Genomic DNA, 25,440 nt, shown 5'->3' on the forward strand with positions numbered 1-25,440 from the left:
TCTCTAAAATCATTATCCCCTATTCCATTCAAGGCGCAAGTTTTTTATCGAATAGTTACATTTAAGTAAAGAATAACATTACCTTTTATGAAAATAGAATCAAAATTACAGGCAATTTCACACCCCTTATTTGAAAGGCATAAGATCGCTGTTTCAATAAAACGCGACGACGCTATACACCCTGTTATCTCTGGTAATAAATGGCGAAAGTTAAAATTTAATTTACATTATGCTAAGTCACATCACTATGCTGGTGTGCTTAGTTTTGGTGGTAGTTTTTCTAATCATATCCATGCTCTGGCATTCTCCTGCCAACAACAAGGGCTAAAGTGTATTGGTATTATTCGCGGTGAAAAGGAATACGCGAGTAACTTCACCTTATCAATGGCACAGCAATGGGGGATGGAACTACACTTTGTTGATAGAAAAACTTATCGATTACGTGAAAATAAAGATTACTTAGCTGAATTACAACAAGCATACCCTGACTACCTCATAGTACCTGAGGGTGGGAGTAATGAATTAGCGTTAACTGGCGTTGGTGAAATAATAACTGAATTAAACCAACAAGGTGAATTTGATACTTTACTGACACCGGTAGGCAGTGGCGGCACATTAGCGGGGCTCATACAAGCAGACAATAATCAGCATAACCTTTTAGGTATTTCGGTACTAAAACAAGACGGTTATTTAAACGAACAAGTAAATGAATTACTCGTAGATTCATCAAATTATAGTAACTGGAAAATAATGTCTCAATTTCACTGTGGCGGCTATGCTAAATTTAGTGAAGAAGATATCAAAAAAATACAAAATTTTAACCAACAAACTGGCTTTACTTTTGAACCGGTATATTCAGGTAAAATGATTTTGGCGCTAATGAACTTAATTGAACAGCATTACTTTCCTCAAGGACATCGTATCGTTTTGCTACATACAGGAGGATTACAAGGCATTGGTGGGTTGATAGAACGAGGCTTACTTGATGCTGAGCATTGGTTAATTCCAACTTTTAAATAATATTTGGCTCACACCATTGGCTTTTATAATGATGCATTTCAGATTATTCTTTTTTAGATAAAAAAATACCGCTATTCTTAAAAAGAAATAGCGGTATTTTATCAGTTTAACTTAGCGAACTAAATTAAGCTTCAGCGATAACGATAACTTTGATGCTAGTGTCAACATCATTGTGTAAGTGAATAGCGATATCGAATTCACCCGTTTCACGGATTGTGCCTAAAGGCATGCGTACTTGAGCTTTCGCTACTTCAACGCCTGCTTCAGTAATTGCATCAGCAATATCTTTAGTACCAATAGAACCGAATAATTTACCTTCGTCACCCGCAGATGATGCGATAGTGATTTCAGCCAATTCAACGATTTTAGCAGCTTTAGCTTCAGCAGCTTTTAAAGTTGCCGCTAATGAAGATTCAATTTCAGCACGACGTGCTTCAAAATGTTCAACGTTAGCTTCAGATGCAAATACTGCTTTACCTTGAGGTAATAAGAAGTTACGTGCATAACCAGATTTAACTGATACCTTGTCACCAAGGCCGCCTAATTTGGCGATTTTATCAAGAAGTATTACTTCCATTTTCAAAACCCCTTTTTAGGTTACTTATGTAAATCAGTATATGGTAATAACGCTAAGTAACGAGCACGCTTGATCGCACGACCAAGTTGACGTTGATATTTAGCAGCTGTACCAGTAATACGGCTAGGAACGATTTTACCACTTTCAGTGATATAGTTTTTCAGTGTAGCAATATCTTTATAATCGATAGAGGTAGCACCTTCCGCGGTGAAGCGGCAGAACTTACGACGTCTAAAAAAACGAGACATGGATTTCTCCTAATATGGTGTATTTATTTGGCTGACTTAACAAACCAATAAAAACACCTTAATTAATCATTTCAATATGTTGAGCATGTAAGACAAGAAGAGGGTTACCATTTCTTGATTCATGACGGTTAATAAAACCAGTCACTTTAAGCTTACTGCCCGCAATTAAATCACGAGTTAAGTTTTGTGACAGTTCACCTGTTGCTACAACCTGTATCCGGACAAATGCTTGTCGATTCATGCCAGCTTCATTTTGTATGGACTTGTGGTCCATTGAAAACTGACAATGCTGAATACCTGCTGGGCTTGTTGATTTTTTCGGTGGTTTTACCACTTCACCAACCAACACAAGGCAATTCTCATAAAGAGAGTTTGTCACGAGTTACTTATTCGCTCGCAGCTTCTTCTGTAGTTTCAGTAGCAACTGGTGCTTCTGTAACAGCTGGAGCTTCTTGCTTAACTTCGCGGCGATCGTCGCGACGTTCTTCTTTAGCAGCTGCCATTGCTGACGCTTCAGTTACTGCAGTTTTAGTGCGCATGATCATGTTACGGATAACAACATCATTGTAACGGAAAGCTGTTTCAAGCTCATCAATAACTGTTTGTGGCGCTTCAATGTTTAATAAAACATAGTGTGCTTTGTGCAATTTATTGATTGGGTATGCTAATTGGCGACGGCCCCAGTCTTCAAGACGGTGGACTTTGCCTTCAGCAGCATTGATCAAGTCAGTATAACGCTGGATCATGCCAGGTACTTGTTCACTCTGATCAGGGTGAACCATAAATACGATTTCGTAATGACGCATTACGAGCTCCTTACGGTTGTAGCCTCATTAGCTGGCTCAGCCAAACACCAGAAAGAGGCAAGGAACAAAAGTTCGGGCTGAATTAAGGTCGCGAAGTGTAGTAAAAACAAGCAACGAAAGCAAGATAAATATAAGTATATAGAGTAATAAAGAAATAGTGCCCGTGAGGTTGAGTCAAACTGATGTTAATCGATATAATTAAGACTTAGTTTTTATACTATCGAGGAAACAAGTTTGATGTAGAAATTCTGCACATTACATCGCCACTTCGGTGAATAGATAACCATTCACATAACCCTCAAGTTAAACCTGGTCGATAGCCACTACGCCTATTTTTTTCATGTCACTCATAAATTCATTACATATACTTAAAATACAACTCGAGGTTCAGGCATAACTTCAGTGAAAAGCACCCGACTTTGCTGCATATTCTGAGGGAGAGGTCATGACTTGAAAGAAAAGATGCGGCAGTAAAAGAAAGCGTAAATTCTTGTTCGGCAGCTATATTAACTAACTCGGCAAACCGTTCATACTTACCAACAAAAGCGGTTGCTTCTACATTTTTATCTTTTAGTACGCTAACATAAGCACAATATCTTTAATATTACGTCGATAACAGGTAATAACAACCGGTTCAGTACCATATTTTTTTCATAATATTGATATAGCCTTTTTCAACCGTAACACCTAAGGCATCAGCCTGTATCAACAAACCTATTTTAGTAATCTTTTCTTCTTTAACTAGATACTGAATTTGCGCATCAACTTATTAATAATAACTGGCTCTTAAATGAGATATATTTTCTGTAACGAGTTCACGTAAAAATTAGCGCCTGTAAATGGCATGAGAAAAGGCAAGCGTTTATTTTCAATAAAAGGCGAAACTACGGCAGTTGTTGGTGTTTACTACATAGTTTAAAAGCGCAAAAATACTATCGTCATTTAAAAAAACGGAATATTCTTGAGAGTTTTGAAAGGTTCGTAACCATCATCAAGACTTTTCAAATAGACTGGACGACCCTCAGTCCACCTGCATTGTTAGTTTTATCAAAATAAACGTAGGCACCTTGGGTAAACGTGTGCCTAGTTCACCCGCAAAGCCAGACAATGCACTTGAGCTGGCAAAAATGAGCGGGGGGTACCACCTTATTCCCTGCAATACGGTAAAAAGGTTAAGCAACTAATGGTGAGGCTAAAAAATCATAAATAAATAAGCCACAAGTAACATAACTCCGCTAAACATTTTTTTAGTGAGCTTTTTTACAGGTAAACAACTCACTGTCTTGTTTTCTGTTTCATTACCTGATGCAGTCATACTGAAATGTACCTTGATTATATTACACTTTTCATCATAGTATATTTTGTACGACCGCAGCATTTTTTGTACATTAATACAGTTTAAAAAACGCCCTACAACATTATGAACGGCGTTGACGTACTATCTCAAACAAACAGATACCTGATGCTACCGATACATTTAAGCTTGAAATACTACCAGCCATAGGTAACTTGACCAACTGATCGCAAGTTTCACGCGTTAAACGGCGCATGCCTTTGCCTTCAGCGCCCATGACCAAGGCCATAGGACCACTTAATTTTTCATCATATAAACAATGTTCTGTTTCACCAGCAGTACCAATTATCCAAACACCATTATCTTGAAGCTGCTTCATTGTTCGCACTAAATTAGTGACTTGTACCAGAGGCACGGTTTCAGCTGCGCCAACAGCGACTTTACGTACGGTTGCTGTTAAGCGTGCGGCATTATCTTTTGGAACAATAATAGCCTGAACACCTGCAGCGTCAGCATTTCTTAAACATGCACCAAGGTTATGAGGATCGGTTACCCCATCTAAAATAAGCAGGAATGGCGCTTCATTTTTTTCTTTAGCTTGTGCAAGAATTCCCTCTATATCGTTTTCAGTATATGTTCTTCCTTGAGTAATTCGCGCTAATACTCCTTGATGTTGTTCGCCTTCACTTTTTTCATCAAGCACTTTACGACTAACCAACTGCATTGAAATGCCATACTTTTTTGACAAGTTGATGATGGTCATTAATCGCTCATCTTCACGCCCTTTCAGTAAAAAAAGCTCTATAAAGCGTTCTGGAGCACGTTTAATTAATTCATTAACTGCATGAATGCCAAATACTAATTCGTCTTGCTTCGCCATGGTTTTCTCTTTTCGATGTCTTCTTTAACTTGCTTACATTAAGCTTTACGTCTTTCAGGTCGACCTACATCATCACTGACAATATCGACCTGTTATTCGGTTGTTTTACGGGCATTTTTACCCGGACGTTTTTTTCGTGCAGTACGCTTTTTAGCTTTTGACTTTTCTGCTTTCTTGTCTTTTGGCTTTTTAGGCGCCCCTTTGTCGCCAGTTCCTTTCGGCTTATTAAAACCCTGATCAGCATTTTTTCTTAGCCCGGTGCTTTTGGCTTTCGATTTACCTTCAGGTTTACCACCATTCTTGGGCGCTTGTTCGCCCGACAAAACGAGATCTATTTTTTTCTCATCCAAGTTTACTGCGGCAACACTCACTTCTAAAACATCACCAATACGATATTTAGTGCCCGAACGTTCACCGCTCAAACACATGCGCACATCATCAAAGTGATAATAGTCATGCCCTAATGAAGTTATATGAATTAACCCTTCGATATGTAAATCGGTTAAACGCACAAATAAACCAAAATTGGTGACGGTAGAAATAACACCCGTAAAGGTATCACCAACGTGATCTTGCATAAATTCGCATTTCAGCCAATCAGCAACATCGCGGGTCGCGTCATCAGCACGACGTTCGGTCATTGAACAATGTTCGCCTAGTTCAATAACTTCTTCGGGCGAATATTGATAAAATCCGGCGTTTGCTTCATTATTTTCGTTAGCGCTTTGTGCTTGCTTTGCCAGAATCGCTTTAATCACGCGATGAATAACCAGATCTGGATAACGACGAATTGGCGAAGTAAAATGACTATAAGACTCGAGTGCTAAACCAAAATGTCCTAAATTTTCACTTTGATAAACTGCTTGGCGCATTGAGCGCAGCAACATAGTTTGGATCAGCTCTTGATCTGGACGACCTTGAACATGGTTTAAAATATTAGCGTAATCAGCAGGTTCTGGTTGCTCTCGCGTTGGCAAAGGTATGCCGAGTTCAGTTAAATAACTGACAAAGTTTTTGTACTTGTCTTCACTCGGTTTGTCATGAACACGGAATAGGCCCGGCATTTGGTGTTTTTCAACAAACTTTGCTGTTGCCACATTCGCTAAAACCATACATTCTTCAATGATTTTATGCGCATCGTTACGAATTAGTGGCACAATTGATTCTATTTTACGATCGCTATTAAACAAAAATAGAGATTCTGACGTTTCAAAGGCAATGGCACCACGATTAGTTCGCGAGGTCTTTAATGCTAAATACATTTGATATAAATTTTCTAAATCGCCGACTAATGGCTGATATTGTTCGCGCAACGCTGCCTTTTCGGTTGCGTCTTCACCCGATAGCATTGCTGCTACTTTACTATAAGTAAAACGCGCATGTGAGCGCATAACCGCAGAGTAGAACTTACTACCCGACAACTCACCTGACGCACTGATACTCATTTCACAAACCATACATAAACGGTCAACATCAGGGTTTAATGAACATAAACCGTTAGATAGTTTTTCCGGTAACATAGGAATAACTTGGCTCGGGAAATACACCGAATTACCACGAGATATAGCTTCATCATCAAGCGCTGTACCATTACGTACGTAGTAACTTACGTCGGCTATAGCCACCCATAAACGCCAGCCACCGGATTCTTCAGGCTGACAGTAAACAGCATCATCAAAATCTCTGGCGTCTTCGCCATCTATAGTAACTAGCGGTAAGTCACGTAAATCAACTCGTGAAATTTTTGCTTCATCTTCGACTTCGTCTGCTATCGTTGCAACTTCTTCAATAACGGCAGCCGACCATTGATGAGGTAAATCATGCTCACGTAAAGCAATATCAATTTCCATACCTGGCGCTAAATGGTCACCTAAAACTTCAATCACTTTACCCACAGCATTATTACGTTTTGACGGGCGATGCAGAACATTAACCACCACCATTTGCCCGTGGCATGCGCCAAGTTTACCCTCAGGCTCAATCAAAATATCTTGTTTAATACGCGCATCGTCTGGAACGATATAAGCGATACCATGTTCAACATAGAAGCGACCAACAATACCGGCTTTACGCGGCTCGATGACTTCAATTATTTTAATTTCTTGTCGGCCTTTACGATCAGTGCGATCCACTAAAATAGCGCTAACAATATCACCATGGAATACCCGCTGCATCTCATGGGATGAAATATAGAAATCTTTGCCAGGTTTCTCACCTTTAGCAACGTCAGGTATAAAAAAGCCAAAACCGTCACGATGACCGGTAACTTTACCCGTGATCAAACTATTTTTGGCTGGAATGACATATTGCTTAAGTTTATTAAAAACAAGCTGACCTGCATTTTCCATGGCACGCAAACGTCGTTTTACGCCAACATGATGCGTTTCATCATGATAATTCAAAGCTTTGCATATCGCTTTAAAATTTAGTGGCACAGCAGAGTTTTCTATTATTGATAATAGTAATTCTCGACTCGCCACTGGATTGTCGTATTTTTGCGCTTCGCGTTTTTGATGAGGATCTTTCAGGGGATAAACTCGATTAATGTATTAATGAAGCAATTATATACCTATACCCGCCACCATTCAAAGGTAGGTTATCAATGTGAATTAAAAACGCTATAAGCAAAGTAATAAGTCCAGAGAATGATTGTTCAATTTTTAAATTAAGTAACGCTATATAATGGGTTTTGAGTCCTATCACAGTACCTTTTGAGCAGAAAAATGACACCATTATCCGTATAAAATCAAAAAGCTAACTTTTATCAATCACTAAAAATGTGCATAACTATTTATAAGGGAACACCTTTATAACTAAGATGGGCTTGCCAAGCACTCTTCTGTCTGCATATTGAGTACTAGCGGGAATTAACAAAGTGATGTTATGCAAAAAACACATCGATACACTAAAAATTTAGAATTTACCTTTTTTGGCTGCGTTGACAACATGTTCAGGCATTTTATTCGCCAAACCTGTTAATAGTTGTGCAATTTGTTTATGCATTTTTTTATCACTTGTTACGGAATCATGAAGTTGGGCATATAGTTCAGGGTAATCCAACGGACTCCCATAACCTTGCGCATAAATGTCAGCCAAACGAATTTGTGCTCTTAAATTATTAACGGCTGATGCCTCTTTGAGGAAAAATACCGCCTTTTCAATATCTATCTGCATAAACTTGCCGGTGTGGTAATAGCGACCTAATTGCTCTAAAGCTTCGGGCAACGCTTGGTCGGCCGCATTTTTCATAAAATGAAGTCCAAGCGGGACATTTTTTTTGACGCAGACACCGTAAGCAAGCATATCACCCCAAAGAAATTGATATGACGGGTATTTAGACTTTGTTGCTCGTGCTTCAATATCTTGCACAAGCTGACAATCATCCAACACAACCCGACCTAAGTGCTTGTTTTCTTTAATCAAACTTAAAAGTTGATTGTCAGTGTAAATTTGAACAGCCTCTAGCCTCTGCCCGTAGCAGGTCTTACTGACAAAAAATAACAAAGCTGAAATTAATAATATAACTCGCATAAATTACAATCCAAAAATTCAAAAATTCAAAAATTTCATAAGTATTAGTTTATCGGCTGAAAATAAAAAAGGTTAAGTGATAAAAATGACAATTTTTTGTGTCAAAAAATGTAATTTTTCAATAATAACAAAAAGCAATATTGCTACCATTGCTGACATAACTCTGCTCTTGCACAATGGTTTAGAAAAGAACACAATCAAATTAATCTAATAAAACAAGAAATAATTATGTCTGAATTAGAAATTGAGCAATTAATTGCCAACTCTAAAGCTAATGAAACCATCGCTCTGAAACTGTTTGAAATAGAAAAGGAAGTCCTTGCAAGTAAGTCATGTGAAGAACTTCTCCAGCGCTTATTGAACTCGGTAAAACAAAAATTCAATATCACTTCTATTACTTTACTTTTAGTTGAACCAACAGCTATTAGCTACTTGTTTAATGAACAGTTACAATCAAATTGGCAACATCGACACAGTACCAAAATATCTTTAGCGCAACTGCAAGCTTTTCACCATGATAACAAACCTTTCCTGACTAATGAATTAGACAACTTACCTTCAGTAATCCCCAGTGACTTGCTCATTCAATCACAGTCTCTTGCGCTAATACCATTAATATTAGAAGGACAACTGTTTGGTAGCTTATTATTTTCTGATAGCGATAAAAACCGTTTTAGTAATAAATTAGGCACCTTTCATTTAGAACAACTAGGGACTAAAGTTAGTTTATGTTTATCGAATGTTTTAATTCGGGAACAACTTGAATATATGGCGCATTATGATCGATTAACCGGTGTAGCTAATCGTCGGTTAATGGAGGTTTGTATTTCTGAAGAGTTGCTACGCCAGCATAGATACGGTGTACCCTTCTCATTGTTATTTATAGATTGTGACAAGTTTAAACGAGTCAATGATCAACATGGCCATGATTGTGGTGATAAAGTACTGTCATATGTCGCGACAACCTTGCAACGTTTAATCAGAGAAAATGACCGCTGTTTTCGTTACGCAGGTGACGAATTTGTTGTGGTATTAGCAAACCAAAGTCAACAAGAAGCGAAGCTGGCTGCTCAACGTTTAAGTCAATTTTTTATCAATAACCCCATGCCATATCAAAACATAGCTTTACCAATAACGATTACTTGTGGTGTAGCAGCAAGTGATGGAAAGCGATCAATGGCCGAACTATTAAAAGAGGCTGATATACATTTATATCAGCTCAAGAATGATAGAGAGCAGGCATTAATTTAACGAGTTAATTTGATTATGATTGTTGAAATTAAAATCGCAGCGTTATTGAAAGGACATTTTGTTGTTGATATTGCTAAACAACAAGGAACTTATAATTTAACCACCTCTGGGCACATAAAAAACACCAAAGTTATTGATAATTTACGCAGTAAGGGGGTCGAAAGCTTATTAATAGATACGAGTAAAACCCTAACATTTGATGCTGGCGATAATATTATTGGTAATAACAAGGCTAGCACCGAATCAGTCAGTAAAAGATCACCCATTATTTTAGAGATCACTAAAGCAAAAAAATTATTTAATGAATCAAAAGAAATTCAGCGGCAGATATTTGCAGATGCCCAGCATGGACGAGAACTCAATTTAACACCTGTGATTGAAATTACCAATCAAACTATTGATACAGTATTTAAAAACCCGGATGCGTTAGCATGTGTTATAAATATCAGAAAAAAAGATGAGTATTTACTAGAACATTCTGTATCAGTTTCAGTATTAATGACGATTTTCGCACGATTTTTGAAAATAGATAAAAAAATTATTCAGCTACTTTCTGTAGGGGCATTTTTACATGACGTCGGTAAGATCAATATCCCTGACAGCATTTTAAATAAACCAGGGAAGTTAACAGATGCTGAATTTACCGTCATGAAGAGCCACGTTAATCATTCAATAAAAATAATAGAATCTACACCTGGAATTTCTGAATTAAGCCTTGAAGTTGCTGCACTTCACCATGAAAAACTTGACGGTACCGGCTATCCTTTTAATATCCCTAAAGAAAAAATTTCCTCGTATGGCAGGATGATTGCCATTTGTGACATCTTCGATGCGCTTACGGCTAATCGTTGTTACAAAGATGGCTATAGCCATTTAAAATCGTTCAGTATTTTACGAAGTTTAGCAATAAAAGAACACTTGGATCAGCGTTTGGTCGACTTATTTATAAAATGCATGGGGGTCTATCCTGTTGGGTCATTAGTTGAATTAAGCTCAAATAAACTGGCTATTGTAGAAAGTAGAAATGACGGTGACCCAACCAATCCTAAAGTACGTTCGTTCTATAATGCTTTAGATGGGTGTTATGTGATGGCAGAAGATATTGACTTATCAAGCGATAAAGATTTTATTATAAAAGGCGTTAGAGCCGATGATTTTGATCTAGACATGAACAAAATCATCGATTTTTTATTAATGGAAGGATAAATTCATACTTTAAACTTCGATGTAGCCGTCTGCAATTGTACGGCATTCTTATCAACTAAATGCGCCACATTGCCAATTTCTTCAATGGCTGCTTGCGTAGCACCAAAACTGTTATACATCTGCTCAATATTATTTACAACTGTCTCAGCTACACACGACTGCTCTTCTGTTGCCGTCGCTATTTGGCTGTTCATCGAACTGATATGACCAATTTGCTCTTTAATCTTGGTTAATGATTTATCGACAGCTAAAGAAATTTCTTCATTGTTATTTGCTTTTTCTCGTGCTAATCCCATCGTACTTACTGATTGATCAGCCGCTGAAATAAGCTTGTCTAATAGTCCTCGAATTTCGGTCGTAGACAATGCAGTTCTAGAAGCTAAACTTCTTACTTCATCTGCAACGACAGCAAAACCACGACCTTGCTCACCCGCTCTAGCCGCTTCAATAGCTGCATTTAGTGCTAATAAGTTTGTTTGTTCTGCTATGCCATTAATTACGTCTAGTATTTTGTTCATATTCTGAGAGTCTTTCGCAAGTCTGTCAACCACATCGGCTGCATTACCGATTTCATGTACTAATTCGCCTGATATACACAAAGAACGCTGAACATTTTCCATACCTCGGTTGACCTCTACTTCTCCAGAGCCCGCAGCATTTGCCGCTTCTGCAGCAGACTTAGCAATATCAGTCACACTAAATTGCATTTCAACCATAGACTGTTTAGTTATTTCAGCGACTTCCGCTTGGCTTTGTACATTTTCATGAACATCTCGTACCTTATCAGTTAATTGTTCTGCACTTTTTGTCAAAGGGGGCACAACATCGATAACGTTTGAAACGATACTTCGTAGTATCTGCGTAAAAGCATTAAAATGCTTAACAACATTACCAAGTTCATCTTGACTTGTAACTTCAATTTGATTGGTTAAATCGCCATCACCTTCAGCCAATTCTTTTAAAGAAGCATCAATATTTAATACTGAATGGCTAATTGAACGCGCTATCACGATACTTAATAGCGACATTATAATCAGTAATAAAATACCCACTAAAATACTTAAATCTCTTGATTCACTTGAGTTAGTAACCGTTTCTTCAACAAGTCTGTTAAATATCTCCGCCGCTTTTTCTTTATCTCGCACTAAAATCTCAGTAACTTGTTTAAAAATATCAGATTTCTTTTCAATACTATTCTTTGTGGCAGTCGCTTGAAAATCAATTTCTTCGTTGATAAACCCTATGGAAATATTTCTAGCAATATCATTATATTCTTTACTCAATGAGACTGATTTAGAGGTATCAGAAAATGACGACTCCAGTGAGCTAATACGCTTTAGGTTATCGGCCAACACTGTAACTAATTGAGTAGCTTGAGCAATTAATTCTTCATCACCAAAAGAAACACTTTGATTATAAATTTCATCGATACGTTGCCAGTTACTTACATTTTCACTCGTTAAATTAACAAGGTGAATAGTGGTATTCTGAATTGTTTTTAATACTATTTGATTTTTAGAAATAGCTGTAATATTAATAAGTAAATTAATAGCAAAACTCAAAATAGCGATGGCTAAAATTGCTAAAATTTTATGAAATATAGGTAGAGATTTAAAAAAATTCATATTTATCCTAATCGTAAATTATGCACTAATCGTAAATTGTGCACTATACACTGTACATTGTTAAAATGCCTAGCGACCAAAGTCTTAATTTTTTTAAAATCATCAAAAAAATTTTACTGCTTTTATATCAAGACTCATATCTGCCATGACTTGTAAACCGAATAAGCTTTCTGAATCTAGACTCTACCCGTATGCATAAGCAGAAACAATGGCGTTATCGGCGAGAAAAGTTACGGGTACGCCATAATTTTCAACACCAGTTTCATTGAGTATCTTGCCCACACTCACGCTAGCAAAGCCTAAGAGCCTTACTCCGCCTGGGCTATTCCTTGTAGCAAGCATAACGAGACGATTATTGATGTAGCAAGTGTACTATTATTCATGCCTGATTCTCTCTTAGTGTTAACTGCTGAAATTAATTTTATATCTTTTAAAGAGTTAAGTTCAGAATTATCATAAAATCAAGAAGAAAGTTGCTTTGAAATAGTTTATAGGAGAGCTCTGACAAGAAATGTTAGCAACAAAATAAGCGGCGACTAACATTCCTTTAGATAATTATAATTACTTTCTAAAATTAACACCTGATTGAGCTGAAAAATAAGCAAATAGAGTATAAACCGCTGTTGCTTGTTTTAAGTCTTCAGGGTTCACCTTGTCTAAGGTATCGTTTTCGGTGTGGTGATAATCAAAGTACTTTGTACCATCAGGTGCAAAATTCATACTTGGCATACCTGCCGCACTCATCACGCTCATATCTGATTGTGCTTGAGCATTATTATCATTTGATAGTTCAACGCCTAATGGAGCTAGATGTGCAGCAAGATCGTTAATCGCTGCTAGCGAATTTTTACCAACACCAGACGTCATTTTATAAATTTTACCAACACCAAAGTCCCACTCTGCGCCAATGATATGGTTTGCCATGTTATTTTCATGAAGCTCCATATATTTTTTAGCCCCTAACAAACCCACTTCTTCACCAGCAAAAAGAATGACACGAATCGTACGTTTCGGTCGTTGCGGTAATTGTGCAATGTGATAAGCAGACGCCAACATCATAGCAACCCCCATACCATCATCTAATGCGCCCGTGCCAACATCCCAGCTATCAAGATGTGCGCCAATTGAAACGATTTCATCAGGGAATTCACTGCCGGTTATCTCACCGATCACATTCGCAGAAACCGCAGTCACTTTAGGGTCGGTATGACTGGTTAATTTTAAATAAAAACTGACTGGCATGTTCCGTTTTAATTGGTTAACAAGTAAGTCTGCATCGGGGTTTGAAAGAGCTGCAGCGGGGATCTTATTCACATTGTCGTCATAACGCATAATACCTGTGTGAGCTATCCGGTTATTATCTGTTCCAACAGAGCGCATAATTAATGCCGACGCGCCTTTTTTAGCCGCTACAACAGCACCACCGACACGCGTACCTACGGCTGGACCATAGCCATTACCGTCGATATGCTCTTCCATTTGATAAGAAACAAATGCAATTTTTCCGTCCAAACTATTGTCTGGTGCTGCAACTAAATCTGCTAATGTCTTAAAGTGAGCTACTTCCGCGGTAAGTCCTTCATCACTAGTAGCTATACTTCCACCCAGTGCAATAGCAACGATTTTGTGTGGATATGGTGAAATTATTTTAGCTTGAACTTCGCCGCGCTGCCAAAAGGTTCCGGTAACTTCTTCTGTCCATACTTTATCAAAGCCTAACGCTTTCATCTTACTTTGCGCCCAGAGGATCGACTTTTTATCCCCCTCAGAGCCCATTAACCGATGGCCCACTTCTGTAGTTAACGATTCCAATACTTGATACGATAAATCAGATTGGAGAGCGGTATTTTTTAATTGTGTTAATGCTTTAGTTTCTGATTTTGTTAGTGTTGCTGCTGAACTCGACAAAGCTAAAAAAACACTGCTTAACACAAGTGTTTTTATGACTGATTGAAAAGGCACTTTCCGCATGATATTCCCTTTTATAAGTAATGATTGATCGTAGAATACATTCAGTATCAAGAATCTTGCGACGACATGCAAATAGCTTCACCTTAAAATAGCAACGAACTATCTTTATTGAACTATTTACTGTTTATTAAGGTAAAACTAAAATTTTTCAAGATTGGAAGTCTCAATGTAACATCAATGATTTTACGATTTACAAGGAGGTCATATGTGAATAAATTAAGCAAAGGACTGATTTGCTCTACCATTTTTCATTTGATGATGCTGATTATTTTCACGCAACCGTTTTCTCAAGCCCCTTTACCCATGATCATAAAAAAAAATCCCGGTAAACCTATCCAAGCGAGACTGTATTTCTCTTCTGTTGCTAAGTATTCAAGCTTTGCTTTTGATACGGTGCAGGCGACCATTATAAAAAAAGCACCGAAAAATGAAACTAAAAGCGAAACTCAGACGGTTAAGAGAATACCGTTAAAAAGAGAGTCCACCACCCAAGCTAAAATATTGCCGAAGCAGCCAAACAATAAAAATTGTTAACAAGTGATAGCTCAAATAAAAGTATTTCACAAACGTCACTAAGGAAGCTGGGGCAACGTTTGAATAATCAAGCAAGTGAAACGCGCAAGATGACAATTTCAATCAATACTGAACCCATAAAAATACTCTTGCACCATCGATAACAAGGTTTAATCAACAACCCGATGCTAAAGCGAAAATAAAGCAAGTAGATTGAATAGCAGTAAGGTTAATATCGCAATAACAGCAATATCAGATTTGCTTGGGGGAAGTGTTCGATGTAATAGCATGCCTGATTTAAAAGACTTCTAAGATAAAGAAAGAAATAGGCACAAAAAAAACCAGGGAGGATATCACTGGTTTTTTAATCAATATAAAACTAAAGAGGGTTAGATTGAGAAAGAAGAACCACAACCACAAGTCGAAGATGCATTGGGGTTATTTACTAAGAATCGACTGCCTTCTAGGCCTTCAATATAATCGACTTCACCATCAACTAAGTATTGTAAACTCATCGGGTCAATAACCATAGTAACGCCTTTTTTAACGATGGTCATGTCACCATCGTTCACTTTTTCATCAAAAGTAAAGCCATATGAAAATCCAGAGCAGCCACCACCTGTTACATACACTCTTAATTTTAATTCCGGGTTCTCTTCTTCTGTTATCAAAGACAACACTTTAGTTGCGGCGGCATCGGAAAATTTTATCGGTAATTCAGGAGTTGACATATTACTCTACTTACAAAGATGTTAACGGGATTGTCTCAGAGCCATTATCTTAAACTTGACTAATTTAGTCAAGTATTCACTTGTTTAGTCTGCTAACCCCAATAAAAAGTAATGTTTCACAAATATAACAAAAAAAATGCGCCATATTTCTCAATATAACGCATTGATCAGGTTATTAATGAAAGATTAATTTTTTACTTTTCTACGGTAAGTAAAACCAGCCATAGCAAGCAACATTAATACAATAGTTCTTGGTTCTGACACAGGAGTTGAACCACCAGAAAATGAAGCAACACCTTCAATAATGTCGTTAGCGCATGTCATTGCCCAGCGAAAAGCAATTTGATTAGCGGTAGCAAGTGCGGTACCACTCACATCAAAAGAAAAACTAACTTTACCGTAGCCATTCCATGTTTCACCAACGGTCTTAGCATAGCTATAATTAGTATCTACATACCATGAAGATGAATCATGAACTATATCGCTATTTCTATCCGCAAGCATTACCGCTTGGTTATCACGAGAACTAGTACCATGAAGATCAGACGAACTCACTACCTGATTACTGCCAAAGCCTGACTTTAATTCCCCAGTTCCTGACGTAAATTTACGTGCACCACTAAGGTCGTAAACGTAGTTCCAATTTGTGCCGGTATTTGATTTATCTGCAGTACTAGTATATCTGTCACGTGAGTTATTTCGTTTGGGATCCCAAGGCGATTCTCCAGTACTGTCAAAACTATTATCAGCAGCCATAAACAAATCACCAAGCTTGATACCGTCTGTATTTATATCGTTGTAAAATGCAGTAAAGATGTCAACAGATAGTATGGTGCCAACACGAGAAACGAACATTTGGTCAACATCAAATAGGTAAGATTCACCATTGATGTCATTTCTATTACCTTTACCTATATAATTATCTTGAATATCTGAATAACCATTATCAGTGTACTCCTTCATTATTTCATCGGCGGTAAGTGTTGTAGCAAACGCGTTAATACTTGATACTGAAAGTGCAGCTATTGCAATCCATTTTAAACATTTCATATTTTTAAACCTACTTCTAAATACCGGCATCAATACATGTGTAATCAAAACACAAGATTATGTATAATTTATTATCTACTAATTCAGTCTTATTCAAAATTCAAGCCAATATGTAAAAAACCAATAACTTCAATAATATAGAGAAATATATAGATATATACTCATTATATTACCTAAAAGTGTAAAAATTATCGACAACTATTATTTCATCCATTAAACAATTAAAGATCTTCTAGATATTAATAATAACTCCGAGTATCCTTAACAATTGATTTTCATAAAAGAAATATTTCAATGATATCTTTAATAAAAACGACTTTAGCCTTACTCACTGGCACGCTTTTATTGCTAAGTACCCATTCTCTAGCTTTTACCGAGCAAAATGCAGATAAACCTTATGAAGATGCACTCAAAAGTTTTTATATCTCTGAACTGAACGCTGCAATTATTCATTTGAAAAATGCTTTAAAAAATGATCCTAAGCATTTACCTTCAATGGTTTTACTCGCCGAAGTGTATATTGCGATGGGTGATGGCGCTTCCGCTGAGAATCAGTTAGAAAAAGCCCAAAATAATAAAGCGGATGAAAGTAAGGTACTTCCTTTAATGCTCGAGGCTTATCTGTTACAACAAAAATATAAAGAAGTGATTAATGCCCCTATTGCAGCTGACACCCAAAAAAAACAGCTTAATAAAATTGCGATATTACAAGGAAGAGCTTTTATCGCGATGAACAATTTAGCGCAAGCAAGAATATTATTTCAAAAAGCATTAGAACATGTACCTAATAGCATTAAAGCACAATTAGGCCTCGCACAAGTATACTTACTTAAAGGAAACATACTTCAAGCGAGAGCTTACCTCAGCCAAGTACTAGCGGTATCTCCAACAAATAGTATTGCTTTAACAATGCTTGCTAATATAGAACAGCAAGTAGGCAATAAATTAGAGTCATTGAGTATTATTTCTCAGGTTATCGAATTAAACAATAAGGACTTCCCTGCGCTACTAACACGAGCAAGCCTATATATTGAGCTAGGAAATTTTCAACTTGCCTTGAACGACATTGATGTTATTACGACAGAAATCCCTAATGAACCTAAAGCGAATTATTTAAAAATAATAGCAAACAGTGCGCTAGGAAATACAAAGGAAGTAGAGGAAACAACCGCTCATATTAATGTGGTATTAACCGGTTTACCTGAGGAGGTAATGAAACAAAATCCGGTCTATCTTTATTTAGCTGGCGTACTAAGTTTCCAACAACAAGAAAACCTTAAAGCTCAAGAGTTTTTGCAAAAATACCTTGCCATCATTAATAATGATACAAGAGCATTAAAGTTAGCGGCCCAAGTCGAGTTATCATTAAATAGCCCATTTCGAGCGAAAACATTATTGGTAAAATCAAAGTTAGTCGATCCAGATGATATCGAAACCTGGTCTCTACTTGGGCAAACTTATACAATACTAGGTGAGCTACAACTTGCTGAAAATTATCTAATCGACGTTGTTAATAATAAAGACAACCCAAAGGCTTTGTTTGACTTAGCAAACTTAGAGATGCTGACCGGGAAGTTTTCACAAGCGATTATCCACCTTGAACAGGCAAAGTCACTCGATACCAACGTAAGCTTAATTGTATTATTGGCAGAGGCTTACCAGAAAAACAATCAATTTGAACAAGCACTCGAACAATTAGACCTTGCGCTAACATTACAAAATGACGATAGCGTTTTACACTTACGAAAAGGCATCCTCTTAGGTCGATTAAACAAACATCTTCTGGCAAAAAAATCACTAGAACAATCTTTAGCTTTAAACCCAAATAACCTTAGAACGCTTGTTCATTTATCAAGAATAGATGTTATTGAGCAACAGTCTGACAAAGCTATTGAGAAAATCAATAAAAAAGTGTCTGAATTAAAAGAGCCTAATGCATTTTTATTAATCGAGCTAGGCAATATACATCGCATAACAAAAAACAATAATGATGCACTAGATGCATACAAAAAAGCGTTTAGTGTTGATAACAATAACCCAACAGCATTAATCAACATTATTGAGATGCAAGTAATGCTTGGTCAGCTAAAAGAAGCTATAACGCTGACAAATAAATTTTTGAACAAAAACAATAAAGTTGGAAGTGTTTATTTAGCACTCGCTAATTTATATATGGCTGATAAAGCCTATGAAAAGGCTTTTAGCACTTTTGAATTAGCCGTAAAGAATAGCAATGACAAATCAAATATTTATAATGTTTTTGCTGATGCACAATTGTCCCGTTCTGATTTTGAGGGAGCCACTCTCAGCTTAAAACGCTCGATTTCATGGAATAGCGAAAACGTTGACTCATATTTAAAATTATTTAATATTTACGTAGAGCAAAAAAATGAACGACTTGCTTTAGATATTTTACAAAGCATATCAGAGAGAAGTACTAACCTTGTTTTTTTGAAGAATTTAGAAGGTGACTTATACCGACAATTAGAAAAATTTGATAAAGCAGAAAACTTATTTTTGGTTTCCTTGAAAAAAAGTAAAAACCGACAGGCCGTTTACGGTTTGTACCGTGTTTATAAACAACAAAAACAATTTTCAAAAGCACTTAGTTTACTGACTGACTGGACTAACGATAATCCACAAGATATTACTTCTCAAATCGCAATAGCCGACACGTTAGTCGCTACAAACCAACTACAGCGTGCCGCTGAAAAGTATCAAAATTTAATGAAAGAATTTTCTGAAATGCCTATTTTATTAAACAATGCGGCACAGGTCTTTATTAAATTGAATCAGTTCCCACAAGCATTAGCTTATGCTGAAAAGGCACATAGTAAATTACCTGATAACGTAGCGATAATGGATACACTCGCATGGTCTTACACATTAAATGAACAGGCAGACTTAGCACTGCCTATATTCAGACAAGTCATTATTAAAGATTTTAATAATGCCGAAATAAAATATCACTTAGCTGTCGCTTTATATCAATTAAACCGTAAAGGTGAAGCGAAAAAGTATTTGAAAACGGCGATAGAAAGTGAAAATGCTTTTCCCGATAAATCAGATGCGATAGCGCTCATGAAAAAACTTTCTGGGGAATAATATAGTGGCCTAAAAACACATCGTATTACGGCGTGTTTTTTAAGAGTTCGCCCCAGATAAAGCTTTCATCTAATCGCTGATATTTCTGCCATTTATTTTTTGGTAAAATAGTCGCTAATTCTAACTTTTCTGGGAGAAAGTTTTCAGGCAGTGTAAACTCACCTTCAACGATTTGAAAATACTGAAAACTAAATGATAAATCTTTCTTTGTCGACGCTGATATATGGCTTAATTTTAATTGACTAGGCTGATTATTTAAACTGCCCAACAAGGTGAAGTCGATATACCCTTTAGCAAATCGTTTACGCAACTGCTGTTGCACTAATACTATTTGAAAACGAAAGTGATGTGGACTCGCTGTTGGGTACAACAGAAGTCTATCAATAACTAAACCATCAACTGTTTTTTCTGGCGCCATCACTTTTTCATAAAAAGCGAGCTCTTTCTTAACTTCGTAATGTTCAGACTCCATCATTTTTAAAAGCTCTTGAGAATGTTGATTAGCCATACGTTCAACTTCTAACTCTACTTCAAGGGTATTTATTTGACTGTTTTGCTCAACATTTTTTTCATATAACTTACTCAGTCGCGTTTGCTGTTGCGCTAACGTTTTAACTTGATAGCCATGATAAAAATTCCCAACACGATAACCACTGTAAAGACAGATAGCAATAATGAGAAGAAGTAAAAGTGCAGAACGGAATGCGCCTAAACGAACCACAACCGTATTTAGATTTATTTTTGCTAACCAATTCATTTGAAAAGTATTATGATATCCGACGAGTTAATAAATATTTTTAGGCTAAAACAATAAAGGTGAACCCTTTCATTATTATGATATCGCTCTCTTTACTTAGAAAACGTTTAGCCCTACCGAGAACTTCCTGGCAACTTTGTTTGTTAGCCGCTATAGGTGGCGCTGCATCAGCACTTTTAGTCGTACTATTTACCATTAGCATTGACACAATTCAAAGCTTTTATTTAATCCAAAAAGATAACTATACCAGTTTAGATGCGTTAAGTCGTTTCGTTTTGCCTATAGTCGGCGGATTGATGATTTTATTTTTTGCGTGGTTAACGGGCTACCAATATTTACGTACTGGTATTCCTTTTATATTACACCGCTTAAAAGTGGCTAATGGCATTATTCCATTTCGCAATACTATTAATCAATTTTTTGGCAGTGTTGTTGCGTTAGCCTCTGGATTTTCAGTCGGTAAAGAGGGGCCCGCTATACATTTAGGCGCCGCTTGTAGCAGTTATATTGGTAATAAACTAAACCTTCCATTCAACACGATACGCACACTTTGTGCCTGCGGAATAGCCGCAGGAATAGCCGCTTGTTTTAATACTCCCATTGCTGCGGTTATTTTTGTCATGGAAGTAATATTACGTGAATATAAAGTACATATCTTTATTCCGGTGATGATCGCGGCTCTTATCGGTTCAATGATCACCCGTAGCATTTTGGGGTCGGCACATGAATTTGCCTATTTCGATAAAATATCTCTTAGCTTTCATCATTATCCTGCACTTGTTTTATTAGGATTGATACTCGGCTTATTAGCGTATGGCTTTAACAGATATCTAATCCTCATCATAAAATATTCAAGCTCAATACATATAGTGCCTCGTATTCTGTTGGCGGCATTTATTACAGGAACGTTAGGTTTTTTTGTGCCATTTGCTATGGGTACCGATTTAGGGGCAATAACATTTGCGTTGGAAAATAATCTTCATATACAGCTATTACTTGGTTTATTATTTGCCAAAATCCTCATGACAATTACCGCATTAGGCTTAGGTATTCCTGGTGGTATTATTGGTCCTATTATTGGTATAGGTGCAATTGCAGGTACTTGTGTGTCAGTACTTGTTACTGGTTACCTACCTGGAGAAAACCTTGCAGGCGACTATGCGCTAATGGGGATGGCTGGCTTTCTAGCGGCAACACTAAACGCGCCACTGGCGGCACTACTAACCGTTGTGGAGTTATCGAATCAGTTAGAGGTCGTTGTGCCTGCAATGATCGTTATAACCACTGCCTGTGTATTTTCAGGCCAGTTTTTCAAAAACCGATCTGTTTTTGTTATGCAACTTGAACAACAAGGGCTAAAATACCGAAAATCGCCTATTGAAAAGTCATTACAACGTATCGGTGTTTTGGGTGTTTTACAGGAAAATATCAATGTCTATCAACAAGAATGTTCCAAAGACGTTTTAAGAGCGCTAGAGAAAGTTGAGTTGTTAAATCATGTTATTATTCAAGCATCGCCCGCAATAGAAAACCTCACCCCTTACTCAACGTTTACATGGTTAAAAATTGAACACAACCCAGCCGTTAGAGCTGTAAAAATAGTACCTTTGCGATTAATCCCTTTGCAAAGTCAATCAACATTAGCTGAAGCTTATTTAGCCCTGATTGAGCAACGTGATGGTGGTGTTTATGTTTACGATGAAGACCTTAACGACATCTTAGGCATCATTACCTTTGAACAGATCCGAAGTTATTTATTAGAAGGAAAAACAACAGTATGACTACTCTTTTGTGGTTAAAAGCTTTTCATGTATTTTTTATGGTCGCTTGGTTTGCAGGGATTTTCTATTTACCTCGACTCTTTGTTAACCATGCAGAAACAACGAATCAAGCGGTTGCAAATCACTTAAAGGGGATGGAAAAACGCCTGCTATATTTTGTGACTCCTTTTGCATTATTAACGGTTTTATTAGGCGTGGCATTAATTTATCATTATGGTTACGCTTGGTTTATTGCCTCAAAATGGTTACACCTAAAAGTGACTCTAGTTATGTTACTTTTGGCTTACCATGGCTATTGCTTTAAATTAGTTAAAGATTTTAAAGCAGATAAAAACATACGTACAGGCAAATTTTATCGCTTTTTTAATGAGTTTCCCGTACTTATACTGCTCGCAATAATATATTTAGTATACTTAAAACCGTTCCAATGATTCACCTTGAATTATATTTTTGCTTTTTAGTGCACATAAAAAATTTACCAGTTATAACGTTCTATTAGATCTTGAACAACGATAATATATTCTCAACATTCCTAAATTGTGCTATATTATTGCCTCAAAAATAGTCGCAGTCTTATAATTTTAGGTAACTTTTTATGATGAAGTTTGAAGGAAGTCACATCCTTTCTGTTTCGCAGTTTAATCGCGATGCTATCTCTCGTATTTTGGAAGTTTCATCGCTAATGGCACCTTATGCCATGCGTAAAAGGCGCTGTCATGTTTTAGAGGGTGCTATTCTTAATAATCTATTCTTTGAACCCAGTACCCGAACTCGTGTCAGTTTTGGTGCAGCGTTTAACCTTTTAGGGGGCTCTGTTCGTGAAACTGTCGGTCAAGAAAACTCATCGTTAAGTAAAGGTGAATCTCTCTTTGATACCGCTCGTGTTATTAGTGGTTACTCTGATGTTATTGCGATGCGACACCCAACAATGCACTCTGTTGAAGAGTTTTCAAAAGGCAGTAGTGTCCCTGTTATTAACGGGGGTGATGGTGCTAATGAGCATCCAACACAAGCGTTACTTGATTTATTTACCATTCAGTCTGAGATGGCGCCACACAATAAAACCTTAGACGGTTTAAATATTGTCTTAATGGGTGATCTCAAACACGGAAGAACCGTACATTCACTGTCTAAATTACTCAGTTTATATAAAAATATGAAAGTGACGATGATTTCACCTGACGCGCTCAAGATGCCCGACAGTATAATTTCATCACTCACCAATGCGGGTCATGACGTGGTGATCACTGATAAAATTGAACATAATTTATCATGTGACATTATCTATCAAACACGCATTCAGCAAGAGCGCTTTGCCAGCAAAGATGAAGCTAACTTATACCGTGGTCATTTCAGCTTAAATAAAGAAGTTTACCAACAGTTTTGCCAAGAGCACACCGTGATCATGCATCCATTGCCGAGAGATTCTCGTCCGGAAGCCAACGAACTTGATAGCGACTTAAATGATCTAGATAATTTGGCTATTTTCAGACAAGCCCAAAATGGCGTACTTGTTCGCATGGCATTATTTGCTTTAACACTGGGTGTAGAAAACAAGCTTAGCCAATTTGAAAAACCGGTCACCTGGTACACCAACAAATAAATAAATTCTAAGTATATAAGTGATAAAAAGGTTAACTAACAATCACTTTATAATTAACAAAGTAGGCAATTTTATGAACCATTCAGAACAACTTTTTAACAGCGCAAAACAAATAATTCCCGGTGGCGTAAATTCGCCTGTTCGTGCCTTTAATGGTGTTGGCGGTACGCCTTGTTTTATTAAGCGCGCTGAAGGTGCTTATATTTATGACGCCGATGATAAGGCTTACATTGATTATGTTGGCTCTTGGGGACCGATGATTTTAGGTCATAATCACCCGGCTATTTTAGCCGCCGTAATTGAAACGGCTAAAAATGGCTTAAGCTTTGGAGCACCAACCGAGCTAGAAGTTACCATGGCAGAAAAAGTGCGTGAATTAGTACCATCAATGGAACGCATTCGTATGACCAGCTCAGGCACAGAAGCAACGATGAGCGCAATTCGGTTAGCACGTGGCTTTACGGGACGTGATAAAATTTTAAAATTTGAAGGTTGCTATCATGGGCATTCTGATTCGTTATTAGTCAAAGCAGGGTCAGGTGCACTAACCATGGGCGTGCCAAATTCTCCAGGTATTCCTGTTGACATTGCCAAGCACACATTAACGGTTAGTTTTAATAATATTGATGAAGTTCGACAAATTTTTGCTAAATATAAAGATGAAATCGCCTGTATTATTGTCGAACCTGTTGCCGGAAACATGAACTGTGTTCTTCCCGTAGAAGGTTTCCTTGAAGGTCTACGCGAAGTTTGTGATGAACATAAAAGTGTATTGATTTTCGATGAAGTAATGACCGGCTTTCGTATTGCACTAGGCGGGGCTCAAGCACATTACAATATTGCCCCTGATTTAACGACTTTAGGTAAAGTGATTGGCGGCGGTATGCCCGTTGGCGCCTTTGGCGGTAAAAAAGAAATAATGGACTATATTGCACCTATTGGCCCTGTTTACCATGCAGGTACCTTATCAGGTAACCCTATTGCTATGGCTGCCGGTTTAGCGGCATTAAATGAATTAAGTATCGGTGATAAGCACGAACAACTGAGTGCATCAACTGAAAAGCTTGCTATGGGTTTAAAAGCAGCCGCTGAGCGCAATGGCGTATCGTTAAGCATTAACTATGCGGGTGCAATGTTTGGTTTTTTCTTTACTGACTCACAAGAGCCGGTTACTACTTTTGAACAAGCAACCGCTTGTGATGCAGATAAGTTCAGACGTTTCTTCCATTTAATGTTAGAAAACGGCATCTACTTGGCACCTTCATCTTATGAGGCGGGATTTTTATCGATGGCTCATACTGATGTAGAGATTGAATTAACGTTAGCTGCTGCTGATAAGTGTTTTGCACAATTATAATTTCAACAAAAGCCTCAGCTTGTAACAGATAATTACTGTTAATGCGCAAGGATGCACAAATGTATTAAAAATAGGATATTTCAGCAAGACGATACTGAATAAAAAAGGGATAGCTAATGGCTATCCCTTTTTAT

Annotated in this window: 22 protein-coding genes; 9 read left to right on the forward strand and 13 right to left on the reverse strand. The window is 37.3% G+C overall.

The genetic code is table 11. The features are described 5' to 3' along the window. The first annotated feature begins 87 nt into the window (after positions 1-87). Positions 88-1,020, forward strand: a complete 933-nt coding sequence (locus H4J73_RS11520; protein ID WP_182182148.1) for a 1-aminocyclopropane-1-carboxylate deaminase/D-cysteine desulfhydrase — start codon at positions 88-90, stop codon at positions 1,018-1,020. A 124-nt stretch (positions 1,021-1,144) separates the two neighbouring features. Here the strand turns inward: H4J73_RS11520 and rplI are convergent, their stop codons facing one another. The 7 genes from rplI to H4J73_RS11555 form a co-directional block, all read right to left on the reverse strand. Continuing rightward, positions 1,145-1,597: a 50S ribosomal protein L9 gene (gene rplI, locus H4J73_RS11525; protein ID WP_182182149.1), complete on the reverse strand. Its 453-nt coding sequence runs from the start codon at positions 1,595-1,597 to the stop codon at positions 1,145-1,147. A gap of 20 nt (positions 1,598-1,617) precedes the next feature. After that, positions 1,618-1,845, reverse strand: coding sequence for a 30S ribosomal protein S18 (gene rpsR, locus H4J73_RS11530; protein WP_070375547.1), 228 nt, complete (start codon positions 1,843-1,845; stop codon positions 1,618-1,620). 58 nt (positions 1,846-1,903) lie between these two features. Next, positions 1,904-2,224 carry a primosomal replication protein N gene (gene priB, locus H4J73_RS11535; RefSeq protein WP_070375546.1) on the reverse strand — a complete coding sequence of 107 codons (321 nt, stop codon included), beginning with the start codon at positions 2,222-2,224 and terminating at the stop codon, positions 1,904-1,906. A gap of 7 nt (positions 2,225-2,231) precedes the next feature. Beyond that, complete coding sequence (rpsF, locus tag H4J73_RS11540; protein ID WP_182182150.1) at positions 2,232-2,651, reverse strand: 30S ribosomal protein S6; 420 nt, start codon at positions 2,649-2,651, stop codon at positions 2,232-2,234. Between the two features lie 1,418 nt (positions 2,652-4,069). Next, positions 4,070-4,825 carry a 23S rRNA (guanosine(2251)-2'-O)-methyltransferase RlmB gene (gene rlmB, locus H4J73_RS11545; protein WP_182182151.1) on the reverse strand — a complete coding sequence of 252 codons (756 nt, stop codon included), beginning with the start codon at positions 4,823-4,825 and terminating at the stop codon, positions 4,070-4,072. 92 nt (positions 4,826-4,917) lie between these two features. Further along, positions 4,918-7,305, reverse strand: coding sequence for a ribonuclease R (rnr, locus tag H4J73_RS11550; RefSeq protein WP_404851868.1), 2,388 nt, complete (start codon positions 7,303-7,305; stop codon positions 4,918-4,920). 433 nt (positions 7,306-7,738) lie between these two features. Next, the gene (locus H4J73_RS11555; RefSeq protein ID WP_182182152.1) at positions 7,739-8,356 is read right to left on the reverse strand and encodes a tetratricopeptide repeat protein; all 618 of its coding nucleotides are present in this window, start codon (positions 8,354-8,356) and stop codon (positions 7,739-7,741) included. A 201-nt stretch (positions 8,357-8,557) separates the two neighbouring features. Between H4J73_RS11555 and H4J73_RS20815 the strand changes: the two genes are divergently transcribed. Together H4J73_RS20815 and H4J73_RS11565 are read left to right on the forward strand one after the other, a co-directional pair. After that, entirely contained in the window at positions 8,558-9,607 is a 1,050-nt protein-coding gene (locus tag H4J73_RS20815) for a DUF484 family protein (RefSeq protein ID WP_310649625.1), read from the forward strand. 15 nt (positions 9,608-9,622) lie between these two features. Next, on the forward strand, positions 9,623-10,813 hold the full coding sequence (locus tag H4J73_RS11565; protein ID WP_182182154.1) for an HD-GYP domain-containing protein: 1,191 nt from the start codon (positions 9,623-9,625) through the stop codon (positions 10,811-10,813). A 2-nt stretch (positions 10,814-10,815) separates the two neighbouring features. On the opposite strand, the gene H4J73_RS11570 is transcribed toward H4J73_RS11565, so the two are convergent. The 3 genes from H4J73_RS11570 to H4J73_RS11580 form a co-directional block, all read right to left on the reverse strand. Continuing rightward, positions 10,816-12,438 (reverse strand): methyl-accepting chemotaxis protein, encoded by a 1,623-nt coding sequence (locus H4J73_RS11570; protein WP_182182155.1) that lies wholly within the window; start codon positions 12,436-12,438, stop codon positions 10,816-10,818. 183 nt (positions 12,439-12,621) lie between these two features. Continuing rightward, a complete protein-coding gene (locus H4J73_RS11575; protein WP_182223718.1) occupies positions 12,622-12,780 on the reverse strand; it encodes a hypothetical protein in 159 nt (52 codons plus the stop codon). 219 nt (positions 12,781-12,999) lie between these two features. Continuing rightward, a complete protein-coding gene (locus tag H4J73_RS11580) occupies positions 13,000-14,409 on the reverse strand; it encodes a M20/M25/M40 family metallo-hydrolase (RefSeq protein WP_220460148.1) in 1,410 nt (469 codons plus the stop codon). Between the two features lie 207 nt (positions 14,410-14,616). Here H4J73_RS11580 and H4J73_RS11585 point away from each other — a divergent pair, with 207 nt between their 5' ends. Beyond that, positions 14,617-14,943: a hypothetical protein gene (locus H4J73_RS11585; RefSeq protein ID WP_182182157.1), complete on the forward strand. Its 327-nt coding sequence runs from the start codon at positions 14,617-14,619 to the stop codon at positions 14,941-14,943. A gap of 368 nt (positions 14,944-15,311) precedes the next feature. Here H4J73_RS11585 and erpA read toward each other — a convergent pair whose 3' ends face one another. Beyond that, positions 15,312-15,653 (reverse strand): iron-sulfur cluster insertion protein ErpA, encoded by a 342-nt coding sequence (gene erpA, locus H4J73_RS11590; RefSeq protein ID WP_182182158.1) that lies wholly within the window; start codon positions 15,651-15,653, stop codon positions 15,312-15,314. Between the two features lie 186 nt (positions 15,654-15,839). Further along, the gene (locus H4J73_RS11595) at positions 15,840-16,703 is read right to left on the reverse strand and encodes a PEP-CTERM sorting domain-containing protein (protein WP_182182159.1); all 864 of its coding nucleotides are present in this window, start codon (positions 16,701-16,703) and stop codon (positions 15,840-15,842) included. A 294-nt stretch (positions 16,704-16,997) separates the two neighbouring features. Here H4J73_RS11595 and prsT point away from each other — a divergent pair, with 294 nt between their 5' ends. Then, positions 16,998-19,808, forward strand: coding sequence for an XrtA/PEP-CTERM system TPR-repeat protein PrsT (gene prsT, locus H4J73_RS11600; RefSeq protein WP_182182160.1), 2,811 nt, complete (start codon positions 16,998-17,000; stop codon positions 19,806-19,808). A 25-nt stretch (positions 19,809-19,833) separates the two neighbouring features. Here the strand turns inward: prsT and H4J73_RS11605 are convergent, their stop codons facing one another. Beyond that, positions 19,834-20,565: a DUF6776 family protein gene (locus H4J73_RS11605; protein ID WP_182182161.1), complete on the reverse strand. Its 732-nt coding sequence runs from the start codon at positions 20,563-20,565 to the stop codon at positions 19,834-19,836. 140 nt (positions 20,566-20,705) lie between these two features. Here H4J73_RS11605 and H4J73_RS11610 point away from each other — a divergent pair, with 140 nt between their 5' ends. The 4 genes from H4J73_RS11610 to hemL all read left to right on the forward strand — a co-directional run bounded on the left by H4J73_RS11610 (position 20,706) and on the right by hemL (position 25,306). Next, a complete protein-coding gene (locus H4J73_RS11610; RefSeq protein WP_259366670.1) occupies positions 20,706-22,346 on the forward strand; it encodes a chloride channel protein in 1,641 nt (546 codons plus the stop codon). Next, positions 22,343-22,777, forward strand: a complete 435-nt coding sequence (locus H4J73_RS11615; RefSeq protein ID WP_182182162.1) for a CopD family protein — start codon at positions 22,343-22,345, stop codon at positions 22,775-22,777. Before H4J73_RS11610 ends, H4J73_RS11615 begins: the two co-directional genes overlap by 4 nt. Before the next feature lie 167 nt (positions 22,778-22,944). After that, entirely contained in the window at positions 22,945-23,949 is a 1,005-nt protein-coding gene (locus tag H4J73_RS11620) for an aspartate carbamoyltransferase (RefSeq protein WP_182182354.1), read from the forward strand. Positions 23,950-24,022: 73 nt separating this feature from the next. Then, positions 24,023-25,306, forward strand: a complete 1,284-nt coding sequence (gene hemL, locus H4J73_RS11625) for a glutamate-1-semialdehyde 2,1-aminomutase (protein ID WP_182223719.1) — start codon at positions 24,023-24,025, stop codon at positions 25,304-25,306. Positions 25,307-25,440 lie beyond the last annotated feature (134 nt).

Source organism: Colwellia sp. MB3u-41, from assembly GCF_014076845.1.
Lineage (GTDB): Bacteria > Pseudomonadota > Gammaproteobacteria > Enterobacterales > Alteromonadaceae > Colwellia_A.

What these genes read in the sequence shown, in the direction of transcription:
- H4J73_RS11520 (WP_182182148.1), top strand. Translation starts at nt 88, where the DNA reads ATGAAAATAGAATCAAAATTACAGGCAATTTCACACCCCTTATTTGAA.
- rplI (WP_182182149.1), bottom strand. Translation starts at nt 1,597, where the DNA reads ATGGAAGTAATACTTCTTGATAAAATCGCCAAATTAGGCGGCCTTGGT.
- rpsR (WP_070375547.1), bottom strand. Translation starts at nt 1,845, where the DNA reads ATGTCTCGTTTTTTTAGACGTCGTAAGTTCTGCCGCTTCACCGCGGAA.
- rpsF (WP_182182150.1), bottom strand. Translation starts at nt 2,651, where the DNA reads ATGCGTCATTACGAAATCGTATTTATGGTTCACCCTGATCAGAGTGAA.
- rlmB (WP_182182151.1), bottom strand. Translation starts at nt 4,825, where the DNA reads ATGGCGAAGCAAGACGAATTAGTATTTGGCATTCATGCAGTTAATGAA.
- H4J73_RS11555 (WP_182182152.1), bottom strand. Translation starts at nt 8,356, where the DNA reads ATGCGAGTTATATTATTAATTTCAGCTTTGTTATTTTTTGTCAGTAAG.
- H4J73_RS11565 (WP_182182154.1), top strand. Translation starts at nt 9,623, where the DNA reads ATGATTGTTGAAATTAAAATCGCAGCGTTATTGAAAGGACATTTTGTT.
- H4J73_RS11570 (WP_182182155.1), bottom strand. Translation starts at nt 12,438, where the DNA reads ATGAATTTTTTTAAATCTCTACCTATATTTCATAAAATTTTAGCAATT.
- H4J73_RS11575 (WP_182223718.1), bottom strand. Translation starts at nt 12,780, where the DNA reads ATGCTTGCTACAAGGAATAGCCCAGGCGGAGTAAGGCTCTTAGGCTTT.
- H4J73_RS11580 (WP_220460148.1), bottom strand. Translation starts at nt 14,409, where the DNA reads ATGCGGAAAGTGCCTTTTCAATCAGTCATAAAAACACTTGTGTTAAGC.
- erpA (WP_182182158.1), bottom strand. Translation starts at nt 15,653, where the DNA reads ATGTCAACTCCTGAATTACCGATAAAATTTTCCGATGCCGCCGCAACT.
- H4J73_RS11595 (WP_182182159.1), bottom strand. Translation starts at nt 16,703, where the DNA reads ATGAAATGTTTAAAATGGATTGCAATAGCTGCACTTTCAGTATCAAGT.
- prsT (WP_182182160.1), top strand. Translation starts at nt 16,998, where the DNA reads ATGATATCTTTAATAAAAACGACTTTAGCCTTACTCACTGGCACGCTT.
- H4J73_RS11605 (WP_182182161.1), bottom strand. Translation starts at nt 20,565, where the DNA reads ATGAATTGGTTAGCAAAAATAAATCTAAATACGGTTGTGGTTCGTTTA.
- H4J73_RS11615 (WP_182182162.1), top strand. Translation starts at nt 22,343, where the DNA reads ATGACTACTCTTTTGTGGTTAAAAGCTTTTCATGTATTTTTTATGGTC.
- H4J73_RS11620 (WP_182182354.1), top strand. Translation starts at nt 22,945, where the DNA reads ATGAAGTTTGAAGGAAGTCACATCCTTTCTGTTTCGCAGTTTAATCGC.
- hemL (WP_182223719.1), top strand. Translation starts at nt 24,023, where the DNA reads ATGAACCATTCAGAACAACTTTTTAACAGCGCAAAACAAATAATTCCC.